Origin of the sequence: Lysobacter soli, from assembly GCF_003382285.1 — a bacterium.
Lineage (GTDB): Bacteria > Pseudomonadota > Gammaproteobacteria > Xanthomonadales > Xanthomonadaceae > Lysobacter_J > Lysobacter_J soli.
Genome location: NZ_QTJR01000008.1, coordinates 81,597 through 100,470, shown reverse-complemented (window position 1 = coordinate 100,470; position 18,874 = coordinate 81,597). Strand labels below are relative to the sequence as shown.

14 protein-coding genes and 7 tRNA genes are annotated in these 18,874 nt (G+C 66.6%); 5 read left to right on the top strand and 16 right to left on the bottom strand.

Annotated features, from left to right (window positions below; all coding sequences use genetic code 11):
- Positions 1-2: 2 nt before the first annotated feature.
- The 12 genes from DX912_RS12855 to DX912_RS12800 form a co-directional block, all read right to left on the bottom strand.
- Positions 3-79, bottom strand: a tRNA-Asp gene (locus DX912_RS12855).
- A gap of 41 nt (positions 80-120) precedes the next feature.
- Positions 121-195 (bottom strand) — tRNA-Val (locus DX912_RS12850).
- A 73-nt stretch (positions 196-268) separates the two neighbouring features.
- Positions 269-541 carry an HU family DNA-binding protein gene (locus DX912_RS12845; protein ID WP_115842926.1) on the bottom strand — a complete coding sequence of 91 codons (273 nt, stop codon included), beginning with the start codon at positions 539-541 and terminating at the stop codon, positions 269-271.
- A 220-nt stretch (positions 542-761) separates the two neighbouring features.
- A complete protein-coding gene (gene lon, locus DX912_RS12840) occupies positions 762-3,200 on the bottom strand; it encodes an endopeptidase La (RefSeq protein ID WP_115842925.1) in 2,439 nt (812 codons plus the stop codon).
- A gap of 207 nt (positions 3,201-3,407) precedes the next feature.
- Positions 3,408-4,697, bottom strand: a complete 1,290-nt coding sequence (gene clpX / locus DX912_RS12835; RefSeq protein WP_115842924.1) for an ATP-dependent Clp protease ATP-binding subunit ClpX — start codon at positions 4,695-4,697, stop codon at positions 3,408-3,410.
- 162 nt (positions 4,698-4,859) lie between these two features.
- On the bottom strand, positions 4,860-5,486 hold the full coding sequence (clpP, locus tag DX912_RS12830; RefSeq protein ID WP_115842923.1) for an ATP-dependent Clp endopeptidase proteolytic subunit ClpP: 627 nt from the start codon (positions 5,484-5,486) through the stop codon (positions 4,860-4,862).
- 143 nt (positions 5,487-5,629) lie between these two features.
- A complete protein-coding gene (gene tig, locus DX912_RS12825) occupies positions 5,630-6,928 on the bottom strand; it encodes a trigger factor (protein WP_115842922.1) in 1,299 nt (432 codons plus the stop codon).
- Between the two features lie 458 nt (positions 6,929-7,386).
- A tRNA-Leu gene (locus DX912_RS12820) sits at positions 7,387-7,471 on the bottom strand.
- Positions 7,472-7,596: 125 nt separating this feature from the next.
- Positions 7,597-7,672: transfer RNA gene (locus DX912_RS12815), tRNA-Lys, on the bottom strand.
- Positions 7,673-7,737: 65 nt separating this feature from the next.
- Positions 7,738-7,814 (bottom strand) — tRNA-His (locus DX912_RS12810).
- 35 nt (positions 7,815-7,849) lie between these two features.
- Positions 7,850-7,926, bottom strand: a tRNA-Arg gene (locus DX912_RS12805).
- Between the two features lie 65 nt (positions 7,927-7,991).
- Positions 7,992-8,068 (bottom strand) — tRNA-Pro (locus tag DX912_RS12800).
- Between the two features lie 140 nt (positions 8,069-8,208).
- On the opposite strand from DX912_RS12800, the gene DX912_RS12795 reads away from it, so the two are divergent.
- Positions 8,209-8,973, top strand: a complete 765-nt coding sequence (locus tag DX912_RS12795) for a Bax inhibitor-1/YccA family protein (RefSeq protein WP_115842921.1) — start codon at positions 8,209-8,211, stop codon at positions 8,971-8,973.
- Between the two features lie 72 nt (positions 8,974-9,045).
- Here DX912_RS12795 and DX912_RS12790 read toward each other — a convergent pair whose 3' ends face one another.
- The 4 genes from DX912_RS12790 to grxC form a co-directional block, all read right to left on the bottom strand.
- Positions 9,046-10,365 carry a Na+/H+ antiporter NhaC family protein gene (locus DX912_RS12790; protein WP_115842920.1) on the bottom strand — a complete coding sequence of 440 codons (1,320 nt, stop codon included), beginning with the start codon at positions 10,363-10,365 and terminating at the stop codon, positions 9,046-9,048.
- A gap of 197 nt (positions 10,366-10,562) precedes the next feature.
- Positions 10,563-11,570 (bottom strand): isocitrate dehydrogenase, encoded by a 1,008-nt coding sequence (locus DX912_RS12785; RefSeq protein ID WP_115842919.1) that lies wholly within the window; start codon positions 11,568-11,570, stop codon positions 10,563-10,565.
- Positions 11,571-11,755: 185 nt separating this feature from the next.
- Positions 11,756-12,154 carry a carboxymuconolactone decarboxylase family protein gene (locus DX912_RS12780; RefSeq protein ID WP_115842918.1) on the bottom strand — a complete coding sequence of 133 codons (399 nt, stop codon included), beginning with the start codon at positions 12,152-12,154 and terminating at the stop codon, positions 11,756-11,758.
- 111 nt (positions 12,155-12,265) lie between these two features.
- Entirely contained in the window at positions 12,266-12,568 is a 303-nt protein-coding gene (gene grxC, locus DX912_RS12775) for a glutaredoxin 3 (protein ID WP_232338427.1), read from the bottom strand.
- A gap of 229 nt (positions 12,569-12,797) precedes the next feature.
- Here grxC and DX912_RS12770 point away from each other — a divergent pair, with 229 nt between their 5' ends.
- From DX912_RS12770 to ppk1, 4 genes are all read left to right on the top strand, one after another.
- Positions 12,798-14,447: a M48 family metalloprotease gene (locus tag DX912_RS12770; RefSeq protein WP_115842916.1), complete on the top strand. Its 1,650-nt coding sequence runs from the start codon at positions 12,798-12,800 to the stop codon at positions 14,445-14,447.
- A gap of 104 nt (positions 14,448-14,551) precedes the next feature.
- Complete coding sequence (gene phoB, locus DX912_RS12765; protein ID WP_115842915.1) at positions 14,552-15,259, top strand: phosphate regulon transcriptional regulator PhoB; 708 nt, start codon at positions 14,552-14,554, stop codon at positions 15,257-15,259.
- 137 nt (positions 15,260-15,396) lie between these two features.
- Positions 15,397-16,725, top strand: a complete 1,329-nt coding sequence (phoR, locus tag DX912_RS12760; RefSeq protein ID WP_115842914.1) for a phosphate regulon sensor histidine kinase PhoR — start codon at positions 15,397-15,399, stop codon at positions 16,723-16,725.
- On the top strand, positions 16,722-18,818 hold the full coding sequence (gene ppk1, locus DX912_RS12755; protein ID WP_115842913.1) for a polyphosphate kinase 1: 2,097 nt from the start codon (positions 16,722-16,724) through the stop codon (positions 18,816-18,818). The genes phoR and ppk1 overlap by 4 nt, the downstream gene beginning before the upstream one ends.
- Positions 18,819-18,874 lie beyond the last annotated feature (56 nt).

Below are 18,874 nucleotides of genomic sequence, written 5' to 3'. Positions count from 1 at the left end.
ACTGGCGGAGTGGACGGGACTCGAACCCGCGACCTCCGGCGTGACAGGCCAGCATTCTAACCGACTGAACTACCACTCCGCGTGCTTCAAAACTCGTTACAACCACCGCTGGATGCTTGATGGTGGGTGCTGAGGGTTTCGAACCCCCGACCCTCTCCGTGTAAAGGAGACGCTCTACCGCTGAGCTAAGCACCCGTTTGCACTGCTGCCTGAGGGCCGAAACCCCGGCGGTGCTAACCGATTCGTTAAGACATCGGCGGCGAGTTGACTAGTTTACGGCATCCTTCAGCGCCTTGCCAGCCTTGAACGAAGGATTCTTCGACGCCTTGATCTTGATGGTCTCGCCGGTCTTCGGATTGCGGCCCTGGCGGGCGGCGCGCTTGCGGACCTGGAACGTGCCGAAACCAACGAGCGTCACCGTGTCGCCCTTCTTCAGCGCCTTGGTGACCACGTTGATCATGGCGTCGACCGCGTTGGCAGCGTCGGTCTTGGACAGCTCGGCAGCCTCGGCGACGGCGCCGACAAACTCAGCCTTGTTCATTCGTTCTGACTCCCTGTGCGGACGAACGCCGCATGTTCGGATGAAGCAGCATGGAATCGAAGGCGATTCCCCCGATCGTTCTTCGCCGCGCAACGATCGCATCGCAACGGCTGCGCGGTCCGCAGCCGTTATACCAGCGGCATTTTTGAGCCGCAAGCCTGAAAGCTAGGCGTGGCGCGGCTTCCAGCGATTTCGAACGACATCCGACAGGCGGCGGGAATCAGTGCTTGACGTCCGTCTGCGTCACCGTTTTCGAACCGTCGCGGACCGGCGTTTCACCTTCGCCCGACGCCGAAGCAGGCGCCGGGGTCGGTGCACGTTCCAGCGCGATGTTGAGCACTTCGTCGATCCACTTCGCCGGGATGATCTTCAGTCCCTGCGTCACGGTCTTCGGAAGGTCGGCCAGGTCCTTGCGGTTTTCCTCGGGGATGATCACGGTGCGGATGCCACCGCGCAGCGCCGCGAGCAGCTTTTCCTTCAGGCCGCCGATCGGCAGCACGCGGCCTCGCAGCGTGATTTCGCCCGTCATCGCCACGTCGGCCTTGACCGGATTGCGCGTGAGCATCGACACCAGCGCCGTCGCCATCGCGATGCCGGCGCTCGGGCCATCCTTCGGCGTCGCGCCCTCGGGCACGTGCACGTGGACGTCGTGCTTCTGCAGGAAATCCAGGTCGATGCCGAGCTGCTCGGTGCGCGCACGCACGACCGACAACGCGGCCGATGCCGATTCCTTCATCACGTCGCCGAGCTGGCCGGTGAGCAGCAACTGACCCTTGCCCGGCACCAGCGTCGCTTCGATCTGCAGCAGGTCGCCGCCGACTTCGGTCCACGCCAGGCCCGTGACGAGGCCGACTTCGTTCTGCTCTTCGGCACGGCCGAAGTCGTAACGACGCACGCCCAGGTACTTGTCGAGGTTCTTCGACGTGACGTTGACGACGTTCTTCTTCGCGCCCTTCTTCGACGGGCCCGCCAGCGCGATTTCCTTCACCACCTTGCGGCAGATCTTGGCGATCTCGCGCTCGAGCGAACGCACGCCCGATTCACGCGTGTAGTAGCGAACGATGTCGCGCACCGCGCTCTCGGCGACCTTCAGTTCTTCCGGCTTCAGGCCGTTGCCCTTGATCTGCTTGGGCAGCAGGTAGCGCATGGCGATGTTGAGCTTCTCTTCCTCGGTGTAACCCGGGATGCGGATCACTTCCATGCGGTCCAGCAGCGGGCCGGGAATGTTGAGCGAGTTGGAGGTCGCGACGAACATCACTTCGGACAGGTCGAGGTCGACCTCCAGGTAATGGTCGTTGAAGGCGTTGTTCTGCTCGGGGTCGAGCACCTCCAGCAGCGCCGATGACGGATCGCCGCGGAAGTCCATCGACATCTTGTCGATCTCGTCGAGCACGAACAGCGGGTTCTTGCTGCCGACCTTGTTGAGGTTCTGCACGATGCGGCCCGGCATTGAACCGACGTAGGTGCGGCGATGGCCACGGATCTCGGCCTCGTCGCGCACGCCGCCGAGCGACATGCGCACGAACTTGCGATTCGTCGCCTTGGCGATCGACTGGCCCAGCGAGGTCTTGCCCACGCCCGGCGGTCCGACTAGGCACAGGATCGGCCCCTTCATCTGCTTCACGCGCGACTGGACGGCGAGGTATTCGAGGATGCGGTCCTTGACCTTCTCCAGTCCGAAGTGGTCGGCATCGAGCACGTCCTGCGCGGCTTTGAGGTCCTTGCGCACCTTGGTGCGCTTCTTCCACGGCACGCCCAGCAGCCAGTCGAGGTAATTGCGCACGACGGCGGCTTCGGCCGACATCGGGGACATCTGCTTGAGCTTGTTGAGTTCGGCCTTGGCCTTGGCTTCGACCGCCTTCGGCATGCCGGCCTCGGCGATCTTGCGCGTGAGCTCGTCGATGTCGTTGGGCGCATCGTCGATCTCGCCGAGCTCCTTCTGGATCGCCTTCATCTGCTCGTTGAGGTAGTACTCGCGCTGGCTCTTCTCCATCTGCGACTTCACGCGGCCGCGGATGCGCTTTTCCAGCTGCTGCACGTCGATCTCGCCGTCGACCAGGCCGACCAGCTGCTCTAGGCGCGCGCCGACGCCGTGCGTCTCCAGCAGCTTCTGCTTGTCGCCGATGCGCACGCCCAGGTGCGCGGCGATGGTGTCGGCCAGGCGACCGGGCTCGTCGATGCCGGACAGCGTCTGCATCAGCTCCGGCGGGAGCTTGCGGTTCGTCTTCACGTACTGCTCGAACAGGCCCATCAGCGAGCGCGCGATCGCCTCGATCTCGCGCTCCTCGCGATCGCTCTCGGGCTCGACGACTTCTGCCTGCCCGCTCAGGGCGCCGCCGCGCTCGGTGACGTCATGGACGTTCACGCGCGACACGCCTTCGACCAGCACCTTGATGGTGCCGTCAGGCAGCTTCAGCAGCTGCAGGACCTGGGCGAGCGTGCCGACCTTGTAGAGGTCGTCGGCGCCCGGGTCGTCGGTCTCGGCGGACTTCTGCGCGACCAGCAGGATGCGCTTGTCGGCTTCCATGGCGACGTCCAGCGCATGGATCGACTTGTCCCGGCCGACGAACAACGGGATCACCATGTGCGGGAACACGACGACGTCGCGCAGCGGCAGGACCGGGAGGGTGAGCGTCTCGTGCTCGGTTGATACGGCCATGGGGGAACTCCGGAAAGCGGGTGCGGGCGGAAACGCCCGGGGACTTCGTGGGCTGGCTTCGCCCATGGCGACGGTTATGGGGTCCGGCGCGAACGGATGCAAGCGGCCCGCAGGCTATGCTGCGGGCCGGGGGCATTTATCCGTTGTGAATCAGACGTTTAGTCCGGCCTCCGAGATGTCGGAGGCGGGACGCCGGTCACGTCGCCGTCAGTCGGCGGCCGCGACCTTCGGGGCGGCCGGAGGCGTCTGGTAGATCAGGTACGGCTCGGTCTTGTGATCGATCACCGACTCATCCACGACCACCTTGGAGACGTTCTCCAGCGACGGCAGCTCGTACATGGTGTCCAGCAGGACCGACTCGACGATGGTCCGCAGGCCGCGGGCACCGGTCTTGCGCTTGAGCGCCTTGCGCGCGATCGCCGAGAGGGCGTCCGGGCGGAACTCGAGCTCGACGCTCTCCATCTCGAACAGCTTCTTGAACTGCTTGGTGATGGCGTTCTTCGGCTCGGTGAGGATTTTCACCAGCGCCGGCTCGTCCAGTTCCTCGAGCGTGGCGACCACCGGCAGGCGGCCGACGAACTCGGGGATCAGGCCGAACTTGATCAGGTCTTCCGGCTCGACGTCGGCCAGGAGCTTGCCGATGTCGTTCTTGCGCTCGCTGCTCTTCACCTTGGCGCCGAAGCCGATGCCGCCGGCCTCGGTGCTGCGCTGCTGGATGATCTTGTCCAGCCCGGCGAACGCACCGCCGACGACGAACAGGATGTTGCGCGTGTCGACCTGCAGGAATTCCTGCTGCGGGTGCTTGCGGCCGCCCTGCGGCGGGACGCTGGCAACCGTGCCTTCGATGAGCTTCAGCAGTGCCTGCTGCACGCCCTCGCCCGACACATCGCGCGTGATCGACGGGTTGTCGCTCTTGCGCGAGATCTTGTCGATTTCGTCGATGTAGACGATGCCCTGCTGCGCCTTCTCGACGTCGTAGTCGCACTTCTGCAGGAGCTTCTGGATGATGTTTTCCACGTCCTCGCCGACGTAGCCGGCTTCGGTCAGCGTGGTGGCATCGGCGATGGTGAACGGCACGTTGAGCAGGCGCGCCAGCGTTTCGGCCAGCAGCGTCTTGCCCGAACCGGTCGGCCCGACGAGCAGGATGTTCGACTTCGCCAGTTCGACGTCGTCGTTCTTCTGGCGGCTCTCGATGCGCTTGTAATGGTTGTACACGGCGACCGCGAGCGTGCGCTTGGCGCGCTGCTGGCCGATCACGTACTGGTCCAGGACCTCGAGGATCTCGCGCGGCTTGGGCAGGTGGCTGCGGGCCGACTGCGCCTTCTCCTCGAGTTCCTCGCGGATGATGTCGTTGCACAGCTCGACGCATTCGTCGCAGATGAACACGCTCGGGCCCGCAATGAGCTTGCGGACCTCGTGCTGGCTTTTCCCGCAGAACGAGCAGTAAAGGATCTTGTTGCTGTCGCCGGTGCTGCGGCCCTGTCGGTCGTCGCTCATGCCTGTGCCCAAATGGTGCTCGTGTCTTGAACCCGCCGGCCGGAAGTACTGCCGGGCCGGACGCGTTCAGGTGCTGCGGCCCGAGGATAACACAGCGATCCAGCCCGCCTTGCGGGCCAGATCACGGGCCGAGAAATGGTGATGGAAGTGCCGTGCAGGGCGTCAGCCCGCCTGGATCGAGTCTTCCGGGCGGCGCTCGAGGACCTGGTCGACCAGGCCGTACTCGCGGGCCGCTTCGGCGCTCTTGAAGTTGTCGCGCTCGGTGTCGCGCGCGATGGTCTCCAGCGCCTGGCCGGTGTGCTTGGCCAGGATCTCGTTCAGGCGTTGGCGCAGGGTCAGGATCTCGCGGGCGTGGATGTCGATGTCCGTCGCCTGGCCCTGGAAGCCTCCCAGCGGCTGGTGGATCATCACGCGCGAATTCGGCAGCGCATACCGCTTGCCCTTCGCGCCCGCCGCCAGCAGCAGCGCGCCCATCGAGGCGGCCTGGCCGACGCAGATCGTGCTCACGTCCGGCTTGATGTACTGCATGGTGTCGTAGATCGCGAGACCCGCGGTGACCACGCCACCGGGCGAGTTGATGTACAGGCTGATGTCCTTCTCGGGATTCTCGGCCTCGAGGAAGAGCATCTGGGCGACGATCACGTTGGCGACGTGGTCGTCGACGCCGCCGACAAGGAAGATCACGCGCTCCTTGAGCAGGCGCGAGTAGATGTCGTACGCACGCTCGCCCCGGCTGGTCTGTTCGACCACCATCGGCACGAGGTTCAAAGCTTTGGTCAGGTTGTCCATGTTCGACGGCACCTTGGAACGGATAGGGGGCGCTTGGGTGAGCGCGGTCCGACCAACTTGGGGCCAACCGGACCAGAGCGCAAGGGGCGCGTCCTTACGATGGAACCGGCCGCGGCGAGACGCCGCGGCCGCGATGCGTCCACTTACTGGCGGATCGCGTCGTTGAACGACAGCGGCTGCTCGGTGTGCTGGGCGCGCTCGGCGATCCAGTCGATCACCTGCTCTTCCATCACGCGGGCCTGCAGGCCGTTCATGAGCTGCGCATCGTTGCGGTAAAGCTCGATGACCTGCTGCGGCTCCTCGTAGGTCGAGGCGATCAGGTTCAACGTCTCGGTCACGCGCTTGGGCTCCAGGCGCAGCTCGTTGCGACGGGCGATCTCGCCCACGAGCAGGCCGACCAGCACGCGCTTGCGCGCAGCGTCCATGAAGCCCACGTGCGCGTCGGCCGGGATTTCGCCGATAGCGCGGCCCTGGCGGCGCGCGGATTCGATGGTCTGGCGCGCCATGTCGCGCGCTTCAGCCTCGACCAGCTTCGGCGGCATCTCGACGTGCGAGTACGACGCGATCAGCTGCTCGCCGACTTCGCGACGCAGGCGGGTCATCAGCGCGCCCTTGAGCTCGCGCTCCAGGTTGCTGCGGATGTCCACGCGGAACTGGTCCGGATCGCCGCTGCGCACGCCGAAGCTCTTGATGAAGGCTGCATCGACCTCCGGCAGCACCGGCTCGGACACCTTCGTCGCCACCAGATGGACCTTGACGGTCTTGCCCGCGAACGCAGGCACGCGCCAGTCGGCCGGGAAGTCGACGTCCACGTCCTTCTCGTCGCCGGCCTTCATGCCGACCAGCGCCGATTCGATCGCCGGGAACATCGCGGCCGAACCGATGATGGTCGCGCCACGCTCGACGCCCTCGGCCGGCAGGCGTTCGTCGCCGACCTGCGAGTAGGTTTCAATTTCGACCGCGTCGCCGGCAGCGGCTTCGCGCTCGACCGGGTTCCAGGTGCGGCGCTGCAGGCGGAGGTTCTCGATCATCGCGTCGATGTCGGCATCGCTCACCTCGGAGGTGTGGCGCACGACATTGAGCTTGGCGACGTCGATATCGCCGAAGTCCGGCACGACCTCGAACGTGGCCACGTACGAGAGGGCGTCCTCGCCCTGCGCCGGCACGATCTGCGGGTTACCGGCGATCTGCAGCGACTGCTCGCGGATCGCGGTGCTGAAGCCTTCGCGCAGCAGGTCGTTGAGGACGTCGGCGCGAACCTGCGCGCCGAAGCGCTGCTCGATCACCTTGGCCGGCACCTTGCCGGGGCGGAAACCCTTGATCTTCGCGCCGCGCGAGATCTCGCGCAGGCGACCGCCGACCTGCGCTTCCAGCCGGTCCGCCGGAAGGCTGAAAGTCATGCGGCGTTCGAGGTTGCCGAGCGATTCGACCGAAACTTGCATATCCACTCCTGCCACCGCGGCGAGCGGCCGCGGCACGATGTTGATGGTCCTGTCCTGCCCGCGGCCCGGGCGGAATGCTTCGCGGCCGGCGGAACGGCGTAGTTTGGCCGATTGCGGGCCATCGTGCCAGCGCTGGGCGGGGGTTACGGGGGCACGATGGCGTTGTTTTGGAGCAGGGGCGCGGATGGGGCGCGCGGGGGCCATGCCAAGGCGTTTGGAAGCAGCGCTCGCTCGGGCTAACGGGCCCTGCGGAAGCACAGCTCGGCCGCCCGATGCATCACTCGCGAACGCTCGCTCGGGCTACTGGCCCGGTGCGGAAGCACCGTCCGGCCGCCGATTGCATGATTCGCGAGCGCTCGCTCTGGCCAATGGGCCCTGCGGAAGCACAGCCCGGCCGCCCGATGCATCACTCGCGAACGCTCGCTCGGGCTTGTCGACCGCCGGATACTGAGGGAGGTTGGTGCGAAAGGCGGGACTCGAACCCGCACGCCTTGCGGCACTGGAACCTAAATCCAGGGCGTCTACCAATTCCGCCACTTTCGCTGGGGCCGGCCATCGGGCCGGCGCGGCGGCATTCTAGGCCGCGGGATCGGGAAAGTTGAAATGCCCCGAAATTGATCGCCCGGAAAAGAAAAAAGCACCTGGGGTTGCCAGGTGCTTTCCGGGATTGGTGGGCCGTCAAGGATTCGAACCTTGGACCTATTGATTAAGAGTCAACTGCTCTACCAACTGAGCTAACGGCCCGGAACAACTTAGGAGCGAAACTATAACAACAAAAACGTGTTCCGCCAACAACCTGTCACACAATCTGGGGTGGCTGAGGGGACTCGAACCCCCGACATCTGGAATCACAATCCAGTACTCTAACCAACTGAGCTACAGCCACCATAAAGCTTGTTTTACGGCGTTTCGTACAACTTGTGGCGCGCCCGGCGGGACTCGAACCCACAACCACCGGCTTAGAAGGCCGGTGCTCTATCCGGTTGAGCTACGGGCGCCAGCGTTACATCTTAACTGACACATCCGTTGCAACCGCCGGCAACACTCACCGCTCGGTCCTGGATGGTCGGGGCAGAGGGATTCGAACCCACGACATCCAGCTCCCAAAGCTGGCGCTCTACCAGGCTGAGCTATACCCCGAAGCCGGGACTTCCGTTGCGCGCCAACGCCGCGAAAGGTCGGATAGTCTGGCTGGCGCGACCGCCCCTGTCAACGGATCGCGAGGCTCGCGAGGTGGCGTTTATGCTCCGGCCACCATTGGACACGGAACAGGGGACGACATGATCGGACGCAGCGGCAATCCCGCATTGAAGGACAGCACCTTCCTCGATCTTTCCAGCGGCGCGGTGGTCCAGCGCGACAGCGAGGCGATGACGCTCAACGGCACGGTCAACAAGACCGGCATGTTGCTGCTGCTGTGCGTGATCACCGCGGCCTTCGCGTGGAGCCAGGTGCAGTTCACCGAAACCGGTTCGGTCGGCGCGATGCCCTACATCCTCGGCGGCGCGATCGGCGGGCTCGTGTTCGCCATCGCGACGATCGTCAAGAAGGAATGGGCGCCGGTCACCGCACCGCTCTACGCGCTGACCGAAGGCTTCTTCCTCGGGGCGATCTCGGCGATCTTCGAGCACCGCTTCCCCGGCATCGTGATGCAGGCGGTGATGCTGACCTTCGGCACGCTCTTCGCGCTGCTGTTCGCTTACCGCTCCGGCCTGATCAAGGCGACGGAGAACTTCAAGCTCGGCGTCGTCGCCGCGACCGGCGGCATCGCGCTGGTGTACCTGGCCTCGTTCGTGCTGTCGTTCTTCGACGTGCGCGTGCCGTTCATCCACGAGTCGGGCCTGATCGGCATCGGCTTCAGCCTGTTCGTGGTCGTGATCGCAGCGCTCAACCTCGTGCTGGATTTCGACTTCATCGAAAGCGGCGTCGAGCAGAACGCGCCGAAGTACATGGAGTGGTACGGCGCGTTCGGCCTGATGGTCACGCTGGTGTGGCTGTACGTCGAGTTCCTGCGCCTGCTGTCGAAGCTGCAGTCGCGCGACTGACGCCGCAGCTTCAACGACGCTGCAAACGCGAAGGGCGCGGAGGGATCCGCGCCCTTCCCTTTTCTGCCCGCTTCACGCCACCTGCGGCGCGGTCTTCCGCGATGGCCACAGCATCGCGCCAATGGTGATCGCGCCCAGCAGCCAGCTGTAATGCACATGCCCGGCCAGCGCCAGCGGCGACACCGTTCCAAGCGACGCGGCCAGCAGGATCTGCGCGCCGTACGGCAGCACGCCCTGCGTGACGCAGGCGAAGATGTCGAGCACGCTCGCGGCACGCGCCGGCGGCACGCCGTGCTGCTGCGCGATGTCGCGCGCCAGCCCGCCGCTGATGAGGATCGCGACCGTGTTGTTCGCGGTGAACACGTCCGTCGTCGCCGACAGCGCCGCGATGCTCACCTCGCCGGCGCGACGGCTGCGATGGCCGCGTGCGAAGCGGCCGATCGACTGCGCCAGCCACGCCAGTCCGCCGGTCGCCTTCATCAGCGCGCCGAGGCCGCCGACGAGCAGCGATAGCAGGATGATTTCCACCATGCTCTCGAAGCCTTCCCAGATGTGCGTCGCGTATGCAGCCACGCCGAATTCGTCGGTGAAGAACGCGCCGAACAGCCCGGCGATCACCAGTCCCAGGCTCAGCACGATAATCACGTCGACGCCAGCCATGGCCAAGCCGAGCACGATCACGTACGGCACGATCAGCCACGGCGACACGGGTTCGAGCGTCTGCACCGGCGCGGTCTCGCCAATGAAGCCCAGCACTACCACGGTCAGCAGCGCCGCCGGCAGCGCGAGCTTCAGGTTCTCGCGGAATTTCTCGCGCATCGTGCAGCCCTGCGTGCGGCTGGCGACGATCGCGGTGTCGGAGATCACCGACAGGTTGTCGCCGAAGGTTGCACCGCCGATCACGGCACCGAGCACCAGCGCGCGATCCAGGCCGGACGCGTCCGACACGCCCAGCGCGATCGGTGCCACCGCGGCGATCGTGCCCATCGAGGTGCCCAGCGAGAGCGAGATGAAACCCGCCACGACGAACAGCCCCGGCAGCAGCAGCGCCGGATGCAGGTGGCCGATGCCGAGCGCGACGATCGCGTCCACGGCGCCGATCGCCTTGGAGACTTCCACGAAGCCACCGGCCAGCAGGAAGATCAGGCACATCAGCACGACGTTGTGGTCGCCCATGCCGCCCAGCAGCGTCTCCAGCGGCTTCAGGCCGCGGCGCCAGGCGATGAACGCCGCCAGGCCCAGCGCCGGCAGGATCGCCACCGGCGCGCGCAGCTGGTAGAAGCCCATGGTCTCGCCATGGCTGGTGAAGTACAGGCCGGCGCCGAAGAACAGCGCCAGGAACACCAGCAGCGGCGTGAGCGCGAGGGCGCTCGGCCGGACGGGTTCATTCATCTCTCTATCCGAATGGAGCGAAAAGGCGGCGCATTCTGAGGCCGGAGGGCGCTGGTGTCGAGGTCACCGGCGGAACACAGGCGGAGCATGCGCGGAGGCAAGTCGCCGGCGCGGGAAAACTGCGTGTCTCGCCCTGAAACGCGACAGGGCGCCCGGAGGCGCCCTGTCGAGATACAGCGTGTCGGTGCGATCCGCGATCAGATGCGGCCGGCGATCGCCTTCGCGAACGACATCGTGTTGCCGGTGCCGCCCAGGTCCGGGGTCAGCGAATCCTTGGCTTCCAGCGTGGCGATGATCGCCGCGCGCAGGCGCTCAGCCTTCTCGCATTCGCCCAGGTGGTCGAGCATCTGCGCCGCGCCGAGCAGCAGCGCGCACGGGTTGGCCTTGCCCTGGCCCGCGATGTCCGGCGCGGTGCCGTGCACGGCTTCGAAGATCGCCGCGTCGGTGCCGATGTTCGCGCCCGGCGCCAGGCCCAGGCCGCCGACGAGGCCGGCGCACAGGTCGGAAATGATGTCGCCGAACAGGTTGGTGGTGACGATGATGTCGAACTGCTCCGGACGCATCACCAGCTGCATGCAGGTGTTGTCCACGATCATCTCGTTGCACTCGATGTCCGGATATTCCGCGGCGACCGCACGCGCGGTCTTGAGGAACAGGCCCGACGTCGACTTCAGGATGTTCGCCTTGTGCACGACGGTGACCTTCTTGCGGCCGGTCTTGCGGGCCAGTTCGAAGGCGTAGCGCACGATGCGCTCGGAACCGCGGCGCGTCACCTTCTGCGTCAGCAGCGCGGTTTCGCCGTCTTCCGACAGCGTCTGGCCTTCGCCGATGTACGCGCCTTCGGTGTTCTCGCGAACGGTGATCAGGTCGACGCCGTCGGCGAAGCGCGACTTGGTGTTCGGGAACGACTTGGCCGGACGCACGTTGGCGTACAGGTCGAAGCGCTTGCGCAGTTCGACGTTGATGGAGCTGAAGCCCTCGCCGACCGGCGTGGTCAGCGGCGACTTCAGCGCGATGCGGTTCTTGCGGATGGAATCGAGCGTCGCCTGCGGCAGCAGTTCGCCGTGCTTTTCCAGCGCGACCAGGCCGGCATCGGCGAATTCGTACTGCAACCCGAGGTTCATCGAGTCGAGCACGTGCAAGGTGGCGTCCATGATTTCCGGGCCGATGCCGTCGCCACGGATGACCGTAATCGTCTGCGTCATTTGGGGGGTTCTTCCGACTTATGGGCGCGCGACGAGGAAGTACGGCGCCGGATGGTGAGCCCCGGAATTATGCCGGAAGCCGCCCGCCCCTGCAGGCGTGAAGGATGCGACCAGAGTCCCGGCCACGCGCCCCATACGGCAAAAAGCCCGCCGGAGCGGGCTCTTGCGGGGACGCCGAACCACGTTCAGCCGTGGTCGTGGCCGGCCGGCGTGGCCGCCTCGCCCTGTTCCAGGCGATCCAGGAAGTCCACCGCGCGGCGCAGGTGCGGGATCACGATCGAACCGCCGACGACCAGGCCGACGGAGAACGTCTCGAACATCTCGTCACGGTTCACGCCGGCTTCCTTGCACTGGGCGACGTGATAGCTGATGCAGTCGTCGCAGCGCAGCACGAGCGACGCAACCAGGCCCAGCAGTTCCTTGGTCTTCACGTCCAGCGCGCCGGCCTGGTAGGTCTGCGTGTCCAGCGCGAAGAAGCGGCGGACGACCTGGTTCGGCTCGGCGAGGATCCGCTCGTTCATGCGCTTGCGGAACGCGGTGAATTCGGCGACGCGGTCGCCGCTGTCGGGGGTTTCGTTGCTCATGGAGGTTCCGGGCGAAAGGATGGGAGAAGTCTGTAACGAACCGGCCACGGTCGCCAGACATCGTCTCGCGCCGTGGCCGGGAACTTCATGCGGCCGATGGGCCGGAACGCCTTACTGCGGCGACAGCAGCGGCTCCAGTCCGCCGGCGCGGTGCAGCGCGATCATGTCGTCGTAGCCGCCCACGTGGGTCTCGCCGATGAAGATCTGCGGCACGCTCGTGCGGCGGGCGCGCGCCATCATGATCTCGCGCTGCGCCGGGTCCAGGTCGATCCGGATCTCCGTCCACGACTGGCCCTTGCTCTTCAGGAAGTTCTTCGCGGCCACGCAATAGGGGCAGATCAGCGTGGTGTAGATGACGATTTCCGGGCCCTTGGCAGCCGGGTCGGCGCCGGGCGCAACGTTGGAACTGGTCAAAACGGTTCTCCGATGAACTCGCGGATGGGGCTGTGGTCGAATATGGGCTTGGCTTGCGGCCATTTCCACCCCGCGCGTGGAACACACCACGCGCGATGGTGCATCCCGACAGCCATGTGAAAGGATTACCGTCGTCTGTAATGGACCCGTTCATCCCGGCCCCACGGGCGCCCCGCATCCTGCGGAGCGACCGCCGCCCGGTGGATCGCCGGTCCAGAGGGAGCCTCATTTGCGTCGCATCGTCCTGCCCGTTGCCGCCCTGACCATCGCCGTTGCGAGCCTGTGCGCGCCGGCGCAGGAATCGCGACTGCCCGATATCGGCTCGTCCGCCGGCGAACTGCTGAGCCCGCGGCAGCAGCAGGAATACGGCGCGATGATGCTGGCGCAGCTGCGCCACTACGACTACCTGCTCGAAGACCCGCTGATCGACAGCTGGCTCGACACGCTCGGCACCCGCCTGGCCGCCAACAGCGACCAGCCCAAGCAGCCGTTCACTTTCTTCATGCTGCGCGAGCGGCAGATCAACGCCTTCGCCACGCTTGGCGGCTACATCGGCGTGAACTCCGGCCTGATCCTCGCCGCCGACAAGGAAGACGAGGTCGCCGGCGTGCTGTCGCACGAGATCGCGCACGTTACCCAGCAGCACGTGCTCCGTGGCGCCGAACGCGCGCAGCGCGACCAGCTGCCGCTCCTGCTGGCGATGCTGGGCGCGATCGTCGCGGCCCAGGCTGCGGGCGGCAATTCGTCCGATGACGCCGCGCAGGCAGCCATGGCCGGCGCGATGGGCCTGATGCAGCAGCGCCAGATCAACTACACGCGCGCCAACGAATCCGAAGCCGACCGGCTGGGCATCCAGACGCTCGCGCGCAGCGACTACGACCCGGAGGCGATGGCGGACTTCTTCACCATCATGCAGGCGCGCTCCCGCAGCAACGGCGCCAATTACTGGGGCGAATCGCCGGACTGGCTGATGACGCACCCGGTCACCATCACGCGCATCACCGAGGCGAAGGATCGCGCCGCGCGCATCCGTCGCGAACGCGGCAGCAGCCAGGTCTGCGTGCGCGATCCCGACGGCCCGGCGCAGTGCGAGGAAGAAAGCGCCCCGCGCCCGCAATTCCCCACCGACGGCGCGGTCAACCCGCTGCTGCCGCCCACGCTACAGGCCAACCTGGGCACGGCGTTCGGCGTCGGCGGCACCGGTCGCTTCGATTACGCGCGCGAACGCCTTCGCGTGCTGAGCGCCAACACGCCGGGCGATGCGATCCGCGAGTACGAGCGCATGGGCGATCCGGCCAAGCGCACCGATGCGCAGCGCTACGGCCTCGCCTATGCCCAGTTGCGCGCGAACCAGCCCGCAGCCGCGGCGACTGCACTGAATGCGCTGCTGCAGAAGAATCCGGGCGACGTCTGGCTCACCCTCGCGCTGGCCGAAGCGGAGTCCAAGAGCGGCAAGGCGGCCTCGGCCGATACGCGTTTCGAGACGCTGCTGCGCCAGACGCCGCACAGCCGCCCCGTCGTGCTCAGCTACGCGGACGTGCTTGCCGAGCGCGGCAATGCCCAGGCCGGCCGCCGCGCCCAGGAAATCCTGCGACCGCTGCTGGGTGTGTCGGCCAACGACGCGCAGTTCCAGAGCGTGTTCGCCCGCGCCTGCGACATGGCGGGCGATCCGGTCCGCGCCGGTGAGGCCTATGCCGAAGCCGCCTATCTGAACGGCCGGCCGGAACAGGCGCTGGTGCAGCTGAACACGCTGAAGCGGCGTTCGGATCTGGACTATTACGCCCGCGCGCGGATCGAGGCGCGGATCGCCGCGATCACCCCGACGGTGCTCGAACTGAAGCGCCAGGGCATCCGCGACGAGGATCTGCGACGCAAGTAACCCTTTGCCGCAGAAGGCCCGGATGACCGTGTCATGGGCCCGTCATAAAACGGTAGTGTACTGAGGCGGCTTGCCAAAGCCCCCTCCCGCTCCCCGGTGACCGCGTGCAGAAGCGCATCCTGATCGTCGAAGACGAACCCGCCATCCGCGACATGGTGTCCTTTGCCCTGCGCAAGGGCGAGTACGAGCCGGTCCACGCCGGCGACGCGCGCGAAGCGCAAGCCGCGATTGCCGACCGCGTCCCCGACCTCATCCTGCTGGACTGGATGCTGCCCGGCACCAGCGGCCTGGACCTCGCCCGCCGCTGGCGCAAGGACCAGCTGACGCGCGAAGTCCCGATCATCATGCTGACCGCTCGCGGCGAGGAAAACGACCGCGTCGGCGGGCTGGAAGCCGGCGTCGACGATTACGTCGTCAAGCCCTTCTCCGCCCGCGAACTGCTGGCCCGCATCCGCGCCGTGCTGCGCCGCTCGCGCGAGGACGACGAGGACGGCAGCGTCGCAGTTGGCCCGCTGCGCATCGATGGCGCCGCGCACCGCGTGTTCGCCCATGCCGCCGAAGGCGACCAGCCGGTGCAGATCGGCCCGACCGAATACCGTCTGCTGCATTTCTTCATGACGCATCCGGAGCGCGTGTACACCCGCACGCAGCTGCTGGACCACGTCTGGGGCGGCAGCGTGTACGTGGAGGAACGCACGGTCGACGTGCACATCCGCCGCCTGCGCAAGACGCTGGAACCGCACCAGCTCGACGGCATGGTGCAGACGGTGCGGGGCGCGGGCTACCGGTTCTCCGCGTCGGTCGAGGCGTGAGGAATGGCCGGCAATGCGTGACGGCTGAGTCGTGATTCGCAAAACCGCAGCAAGCCTGCGGCTACCATCCGGGCAGTAGCCGATCGGACACGTCCGTCCACCGAATCACGAATCGCCACACACCCATCGCCCATCCCATGCCGCCCCGATCCCATTCCGCCTGGCTGCGCACCCTTGGCCAGCTCGCCCTGATCCTGGCGGGCGCGGCGGTGCTGGGGCTGGCGATCGGCTATCCGTGGCCGGTCATCACCTTCGCCGCGCTGGGCGTGGTCGCGTGGCACTACTGGCGCCTTCGCAACGTGCTGCTGCGGCTCACCGCGCGGCAGCGGCTGAAATCCCCGCTCGGCGACGGCATCTGGAACGAACTCGATCGCCTGCTCCACCGCAGCCAGTCCGAAATGCGCGCGCGCAAGAAGCGCCTCATCGAGATGCTGCGCGCCTACCGCGCCGCCGCCGCGGCGATGCCTGACGCCATCGTCGTGGTGGAACGCAACAGCCAGCGCATCCAGTGGTTCAACCATTCGGCCAACAGCCTGCTGCAGCTGCGCTATCCGCGCGACATCGGCGCCCCGCTCGCGCAGCGCCTGCAACCGTTGCAGCTGTCCCATTGGCTGGCGTCCGGGCGTAACGCCGAGACGCTGGAAATCGCGTCGCCGTGGAATCCGGCCGTCACGCTCAGCCTGCGCCTGATCCCCTACTCCGACGACCTGTGGATGCTGGTGGCGCGCGACGTCAGCCGCCTGCTGCAGCTTGAGCAGATGCGCCGCGACTTCGTCGCCAACGTGTCGCACGAGCTGCGCACGCCGTTGACGGTGGTGCACGGCTATCTCGACATGCTCGATCCGGACGAACACCCGGACTGGGCGCCGATGCTCGCCGAGATGCAGCGCCAGTCCCAGCGCATGACGCAGCTGGTCGAAGACCTGCTGATGCTGTCGCGCCTGGAATCGCAGGACAGCCTGCCGGCCGAGGAAACCGTCGCGATGGCGCCGATGATCGCCACGCTGCGCCGCGAGGCCAACGCGTTGAGCCAGGGCCGCCACGAGGTCATCGTCGAAGACACCGCCGGCGTGGACCTGTGGGGCTCGAACAAGGAACTGCACAGCGCGTTCTCCAACCTCGTCAGCAACGCCGTGCGCTACACGCCGGCCGGCGGCACGATCCGCGTCCGTTTCCGTCGCGAAGACAAGGGCGCCGTGCTGGAAGTGATCGACAGCGGCTACGGCATTCCCGCCGCGCACCTGCCGCGCATCACCGAACGCTTCTACCGCGTCTCCACCAGCCGCTCGCGCGAGAGCGGCGGCACGGGGCTCGGGCTTTCCATCGTCAAGCACGTGCTGAACCTGCACCAGGCGCGGCTGGAGATCACCAGCGAAGTCGGTCGCGGCAGCACGTTCTCCTGCCATTTCGGCGCCGACCGCGTGCGCCCGCGCGACGAGTTCGCGCTTTCCGAGGCTTTGCCATGAACGCCGCCGCATTCGACACCCCCACCACGGTGGTCGACACCGATCCGCTGCGCGACAGCGAGCTGTACTTCAACCGCGAACTGTCGGCGCTGGATTTCAACTTCCGTGTGCTCGCGCAGGCGCAGGACCCGCAGGTGCCGCTGCTCGAACGGCTGCGCTACCTCTGCATCTCGTGCACCAACCTCGACGAATTCTTCGAGATCCGCGCCGGCACGCTGCGCCACGCGCAGGACCTGGGCGTGCCACCGGGCCCGGACGGTCTCGCGCCGGCCACGGTGCTCGCGCACATCCACGAGCGCGCCGCGGACCTGGTGCGCTCGCAGTACGAATGCTGGAACGACGTGCTGCGACCCGCGCTCGACGACGCCGGCGTGCGCGTGATGCATCGCGACGGCTGGAGCGAGCAGCAGACGCAGTGGCTGCGCGAGTATTTCCGCGACGAGATCATGCCGGTGCTGTCGCCGCTGGGGCTCGATCCGGCGCATCCCTTCCCGAAGATCCTCAACAAGTCGCTGAACATCGTCGTGGTGCTCAAGGGCAAGGACGCGTTTGGCCGCGAGGGGCACCTGGCCATCGTGCGCGCGCCGCGTTCGCTGCCGCGCATCATCCAGATTCCGGAGGACGTCTCCGGCGGCAAGCACGACTTCGTGTTCCTCTCCGCGGTGCTCTCGGCGTTCGTCGACGAGCTCTTCCCGGGCATGCAGGTGAAGGGCGCGTACCAGTTCCGCGTCACGCGCAATTCCGAACTCATCGTCGACGAGGACGAAGTCGAGAACCTCGCGCTCGCATTGCGCGACGAACTCGTGGGCCGCGGCTACCTGCGCGCGGTGCGGCTGGAGATCGCCGAGCAGTGCCCCGATGACATCGTGCGCACGCTGCTGGAGAACTTCGACCTCACCGAGAATGCGGTGTACCGCATCAACGGGCCGGTCAACCTCAACCGCGTCATCCAGGTCTACGACCTGGTGCAGCGTCCGGACCTGAAGTTCGTGCCGTTCCAGCCGCGCCAGCTGTCGGGCGTGGAGGCGATGTTCGACACGATCGCCGAAGGCGACGTGCTGCTGCACCATCCCTTCGACGCGTTCACGCCGGTGCTGGAGCTGCTCAAGCAGGCGTCCGAAGACCCGAACGTGCTGGCGATCAAGCAGACGCTGTACCGCACGGGCAAGGAATCGCCGATCGTCGACAGCCTCGTGCAGGCCGCGCGCAACGGCAAGGACGTCACCGTCGTGGTCGAACTGCGCGCGCGCTTCGACGAGGAAGCCAACCTCGGCCTCGCCGACCGCCTGCAGGACGCGGGCGTGCAGGTCGTGTATGGCGTGGTCGGTTACAAGACGCACGCGAAGATGATGCTCATCGTGCGTCGCGAAGGCCGCAAGCTGCGTCGCTACGTGCACCTGGGCACGGGCAACTACCACAGCGGCACCGCGCGCGTTTACACCGACTTCGGGCTGTTCACCGCCGATGCGGACATCGGCAACGACGTGCACCTGATCTTCCAGCAGCTGTCGGGCCTGGCGCCGACGATCAAGCTCAAGCGCCTGCTGCAGTCGCCCTTCACGCTCCACGCGGGCGTGCTCAAGCGCATCGACCGCGAAACGCGCCACGCGAAGGCCGGCAAGCCCGCGCGCATCATCGCCAAGATGAACGCCCTCAACGAGCCGCAGGTCGTGCGTGCGCTGTACATGGCATCGCAAGCCGGCGTCCAGGTCGACCTCATCGTGCGTGGCGCGTGCACGCTGCGCCCGGGCCTTCCGGGCATTTCGGAGAACATCCGGGTGCGTTCGATCGTCGGGCGCTTCCTCGAACACCATCGCGTGTACTGGTTCGCCAATGACGGCGATCCGGACCTGTTCTGCTCCAGCGCCGACTGGCTCGAACGCAACCTGCTCCGCCGCATCGAAACCGGCTTCCCGATCCTCGCGCCGGAACTGGCGCAGCGTGTGTACGAGGAAGCGCTGGCGAACTACCTCGCCGACAACTGCAGCGCATGGACGCTGCAGTCCGACGGCAGCTATGTGCGACTGACGCCCGCACCCGGCGATGCGCCGCATTCGGCACAGCTCTCGTTGCTCGCCAACGTCGGCGCGTAACGCGGGCGCGGCCATGGCGTGGCGCGTGAAGGCAGGGCGTGGACACCGTCCCCATT

What these genes read in the sequence shown, in the direction of transcription:
- clpP (WP_115842923.1), bottom strand. Translation starts at nt 5,486, where the DNA reads ATGGACAACCTGACCAAAGCTTTGAACCTCGTGCCGATGGTGGTCGAA.
- DX912_RS12790 (WP_115842920.1), bottom strand. Translation starts at nt 10,365, where the DNA reads ATGAATGAACCCGTCCGGCCGAGCGCCCTCGCGCTCACGCCGCTGCTG.
- DX912_RS12785 (WP_115842919.1), bottom strand. Translation starts at nt 11,570, where the DNA reads ATGACGCAGACGATTACGGTCATCCGTGGCGACGGCATCGGCCCGGAA.
- DX912_RS12845 (WP_115842926.1), bottom strand. Translation starts at nt 541, where the DNA reads ATGAACAAGGCTGAGTTTGTCGGCGCCGTCGCCGAGGCTGCCGAGCTG.
- ppk1 (WP_115842913.1), top strand. Translation starts at nt 16,722, where the DNA reads ATGAACGCCGCCGCATTCGACACCCCCACCACGGTGGTCGACACCGAT.
- lon (WP_115842925.1), bottom strand. Translation starts at nt 3,200, where the DNA reads ATGGCCGTATCAACCGAGCACGAGACGCTCACCCTCCCGGTCCTGCCG.
- DX912_RS12780 (WP_115842918.1), bottom strand. Translation starts at nt 12,154, where the DNA reads ATGAGCAACGAAACCCCCGACAGCGGCGACCGCGTCGCCGAATTCACC.
- DX912_RS12795 (WP_115842921.1), top strand. Translation starts at nt 8,209, where the DNA reads ATGATCGGACGCAGCGGCAATCCCGCATTGAAGGACAGCACCTTCCTC.
- phoR (WP_115842914.1), top strand. Translation starts at nt 15,397, where the DNA reads ATGCCGCCCCGATCCCATTCCGCCTGGCTGCGCACCCTTGGCCAGCTC.
- clpX (WP_115842924.1), bottom strand. Translation starts at nt 4,697, where the DNA reads ATGAGCGACGACCGACAGGGCCGCAGCACCGGCGACAGCAACAAGATC.
- tig (WP_115842922.1), bottom strand. Translation starts at nt 6,928, where the DNA reads ATGCAAGTTTCGGTCGAATCGCTCGGCAACCTCGAACGCCGCATGACT.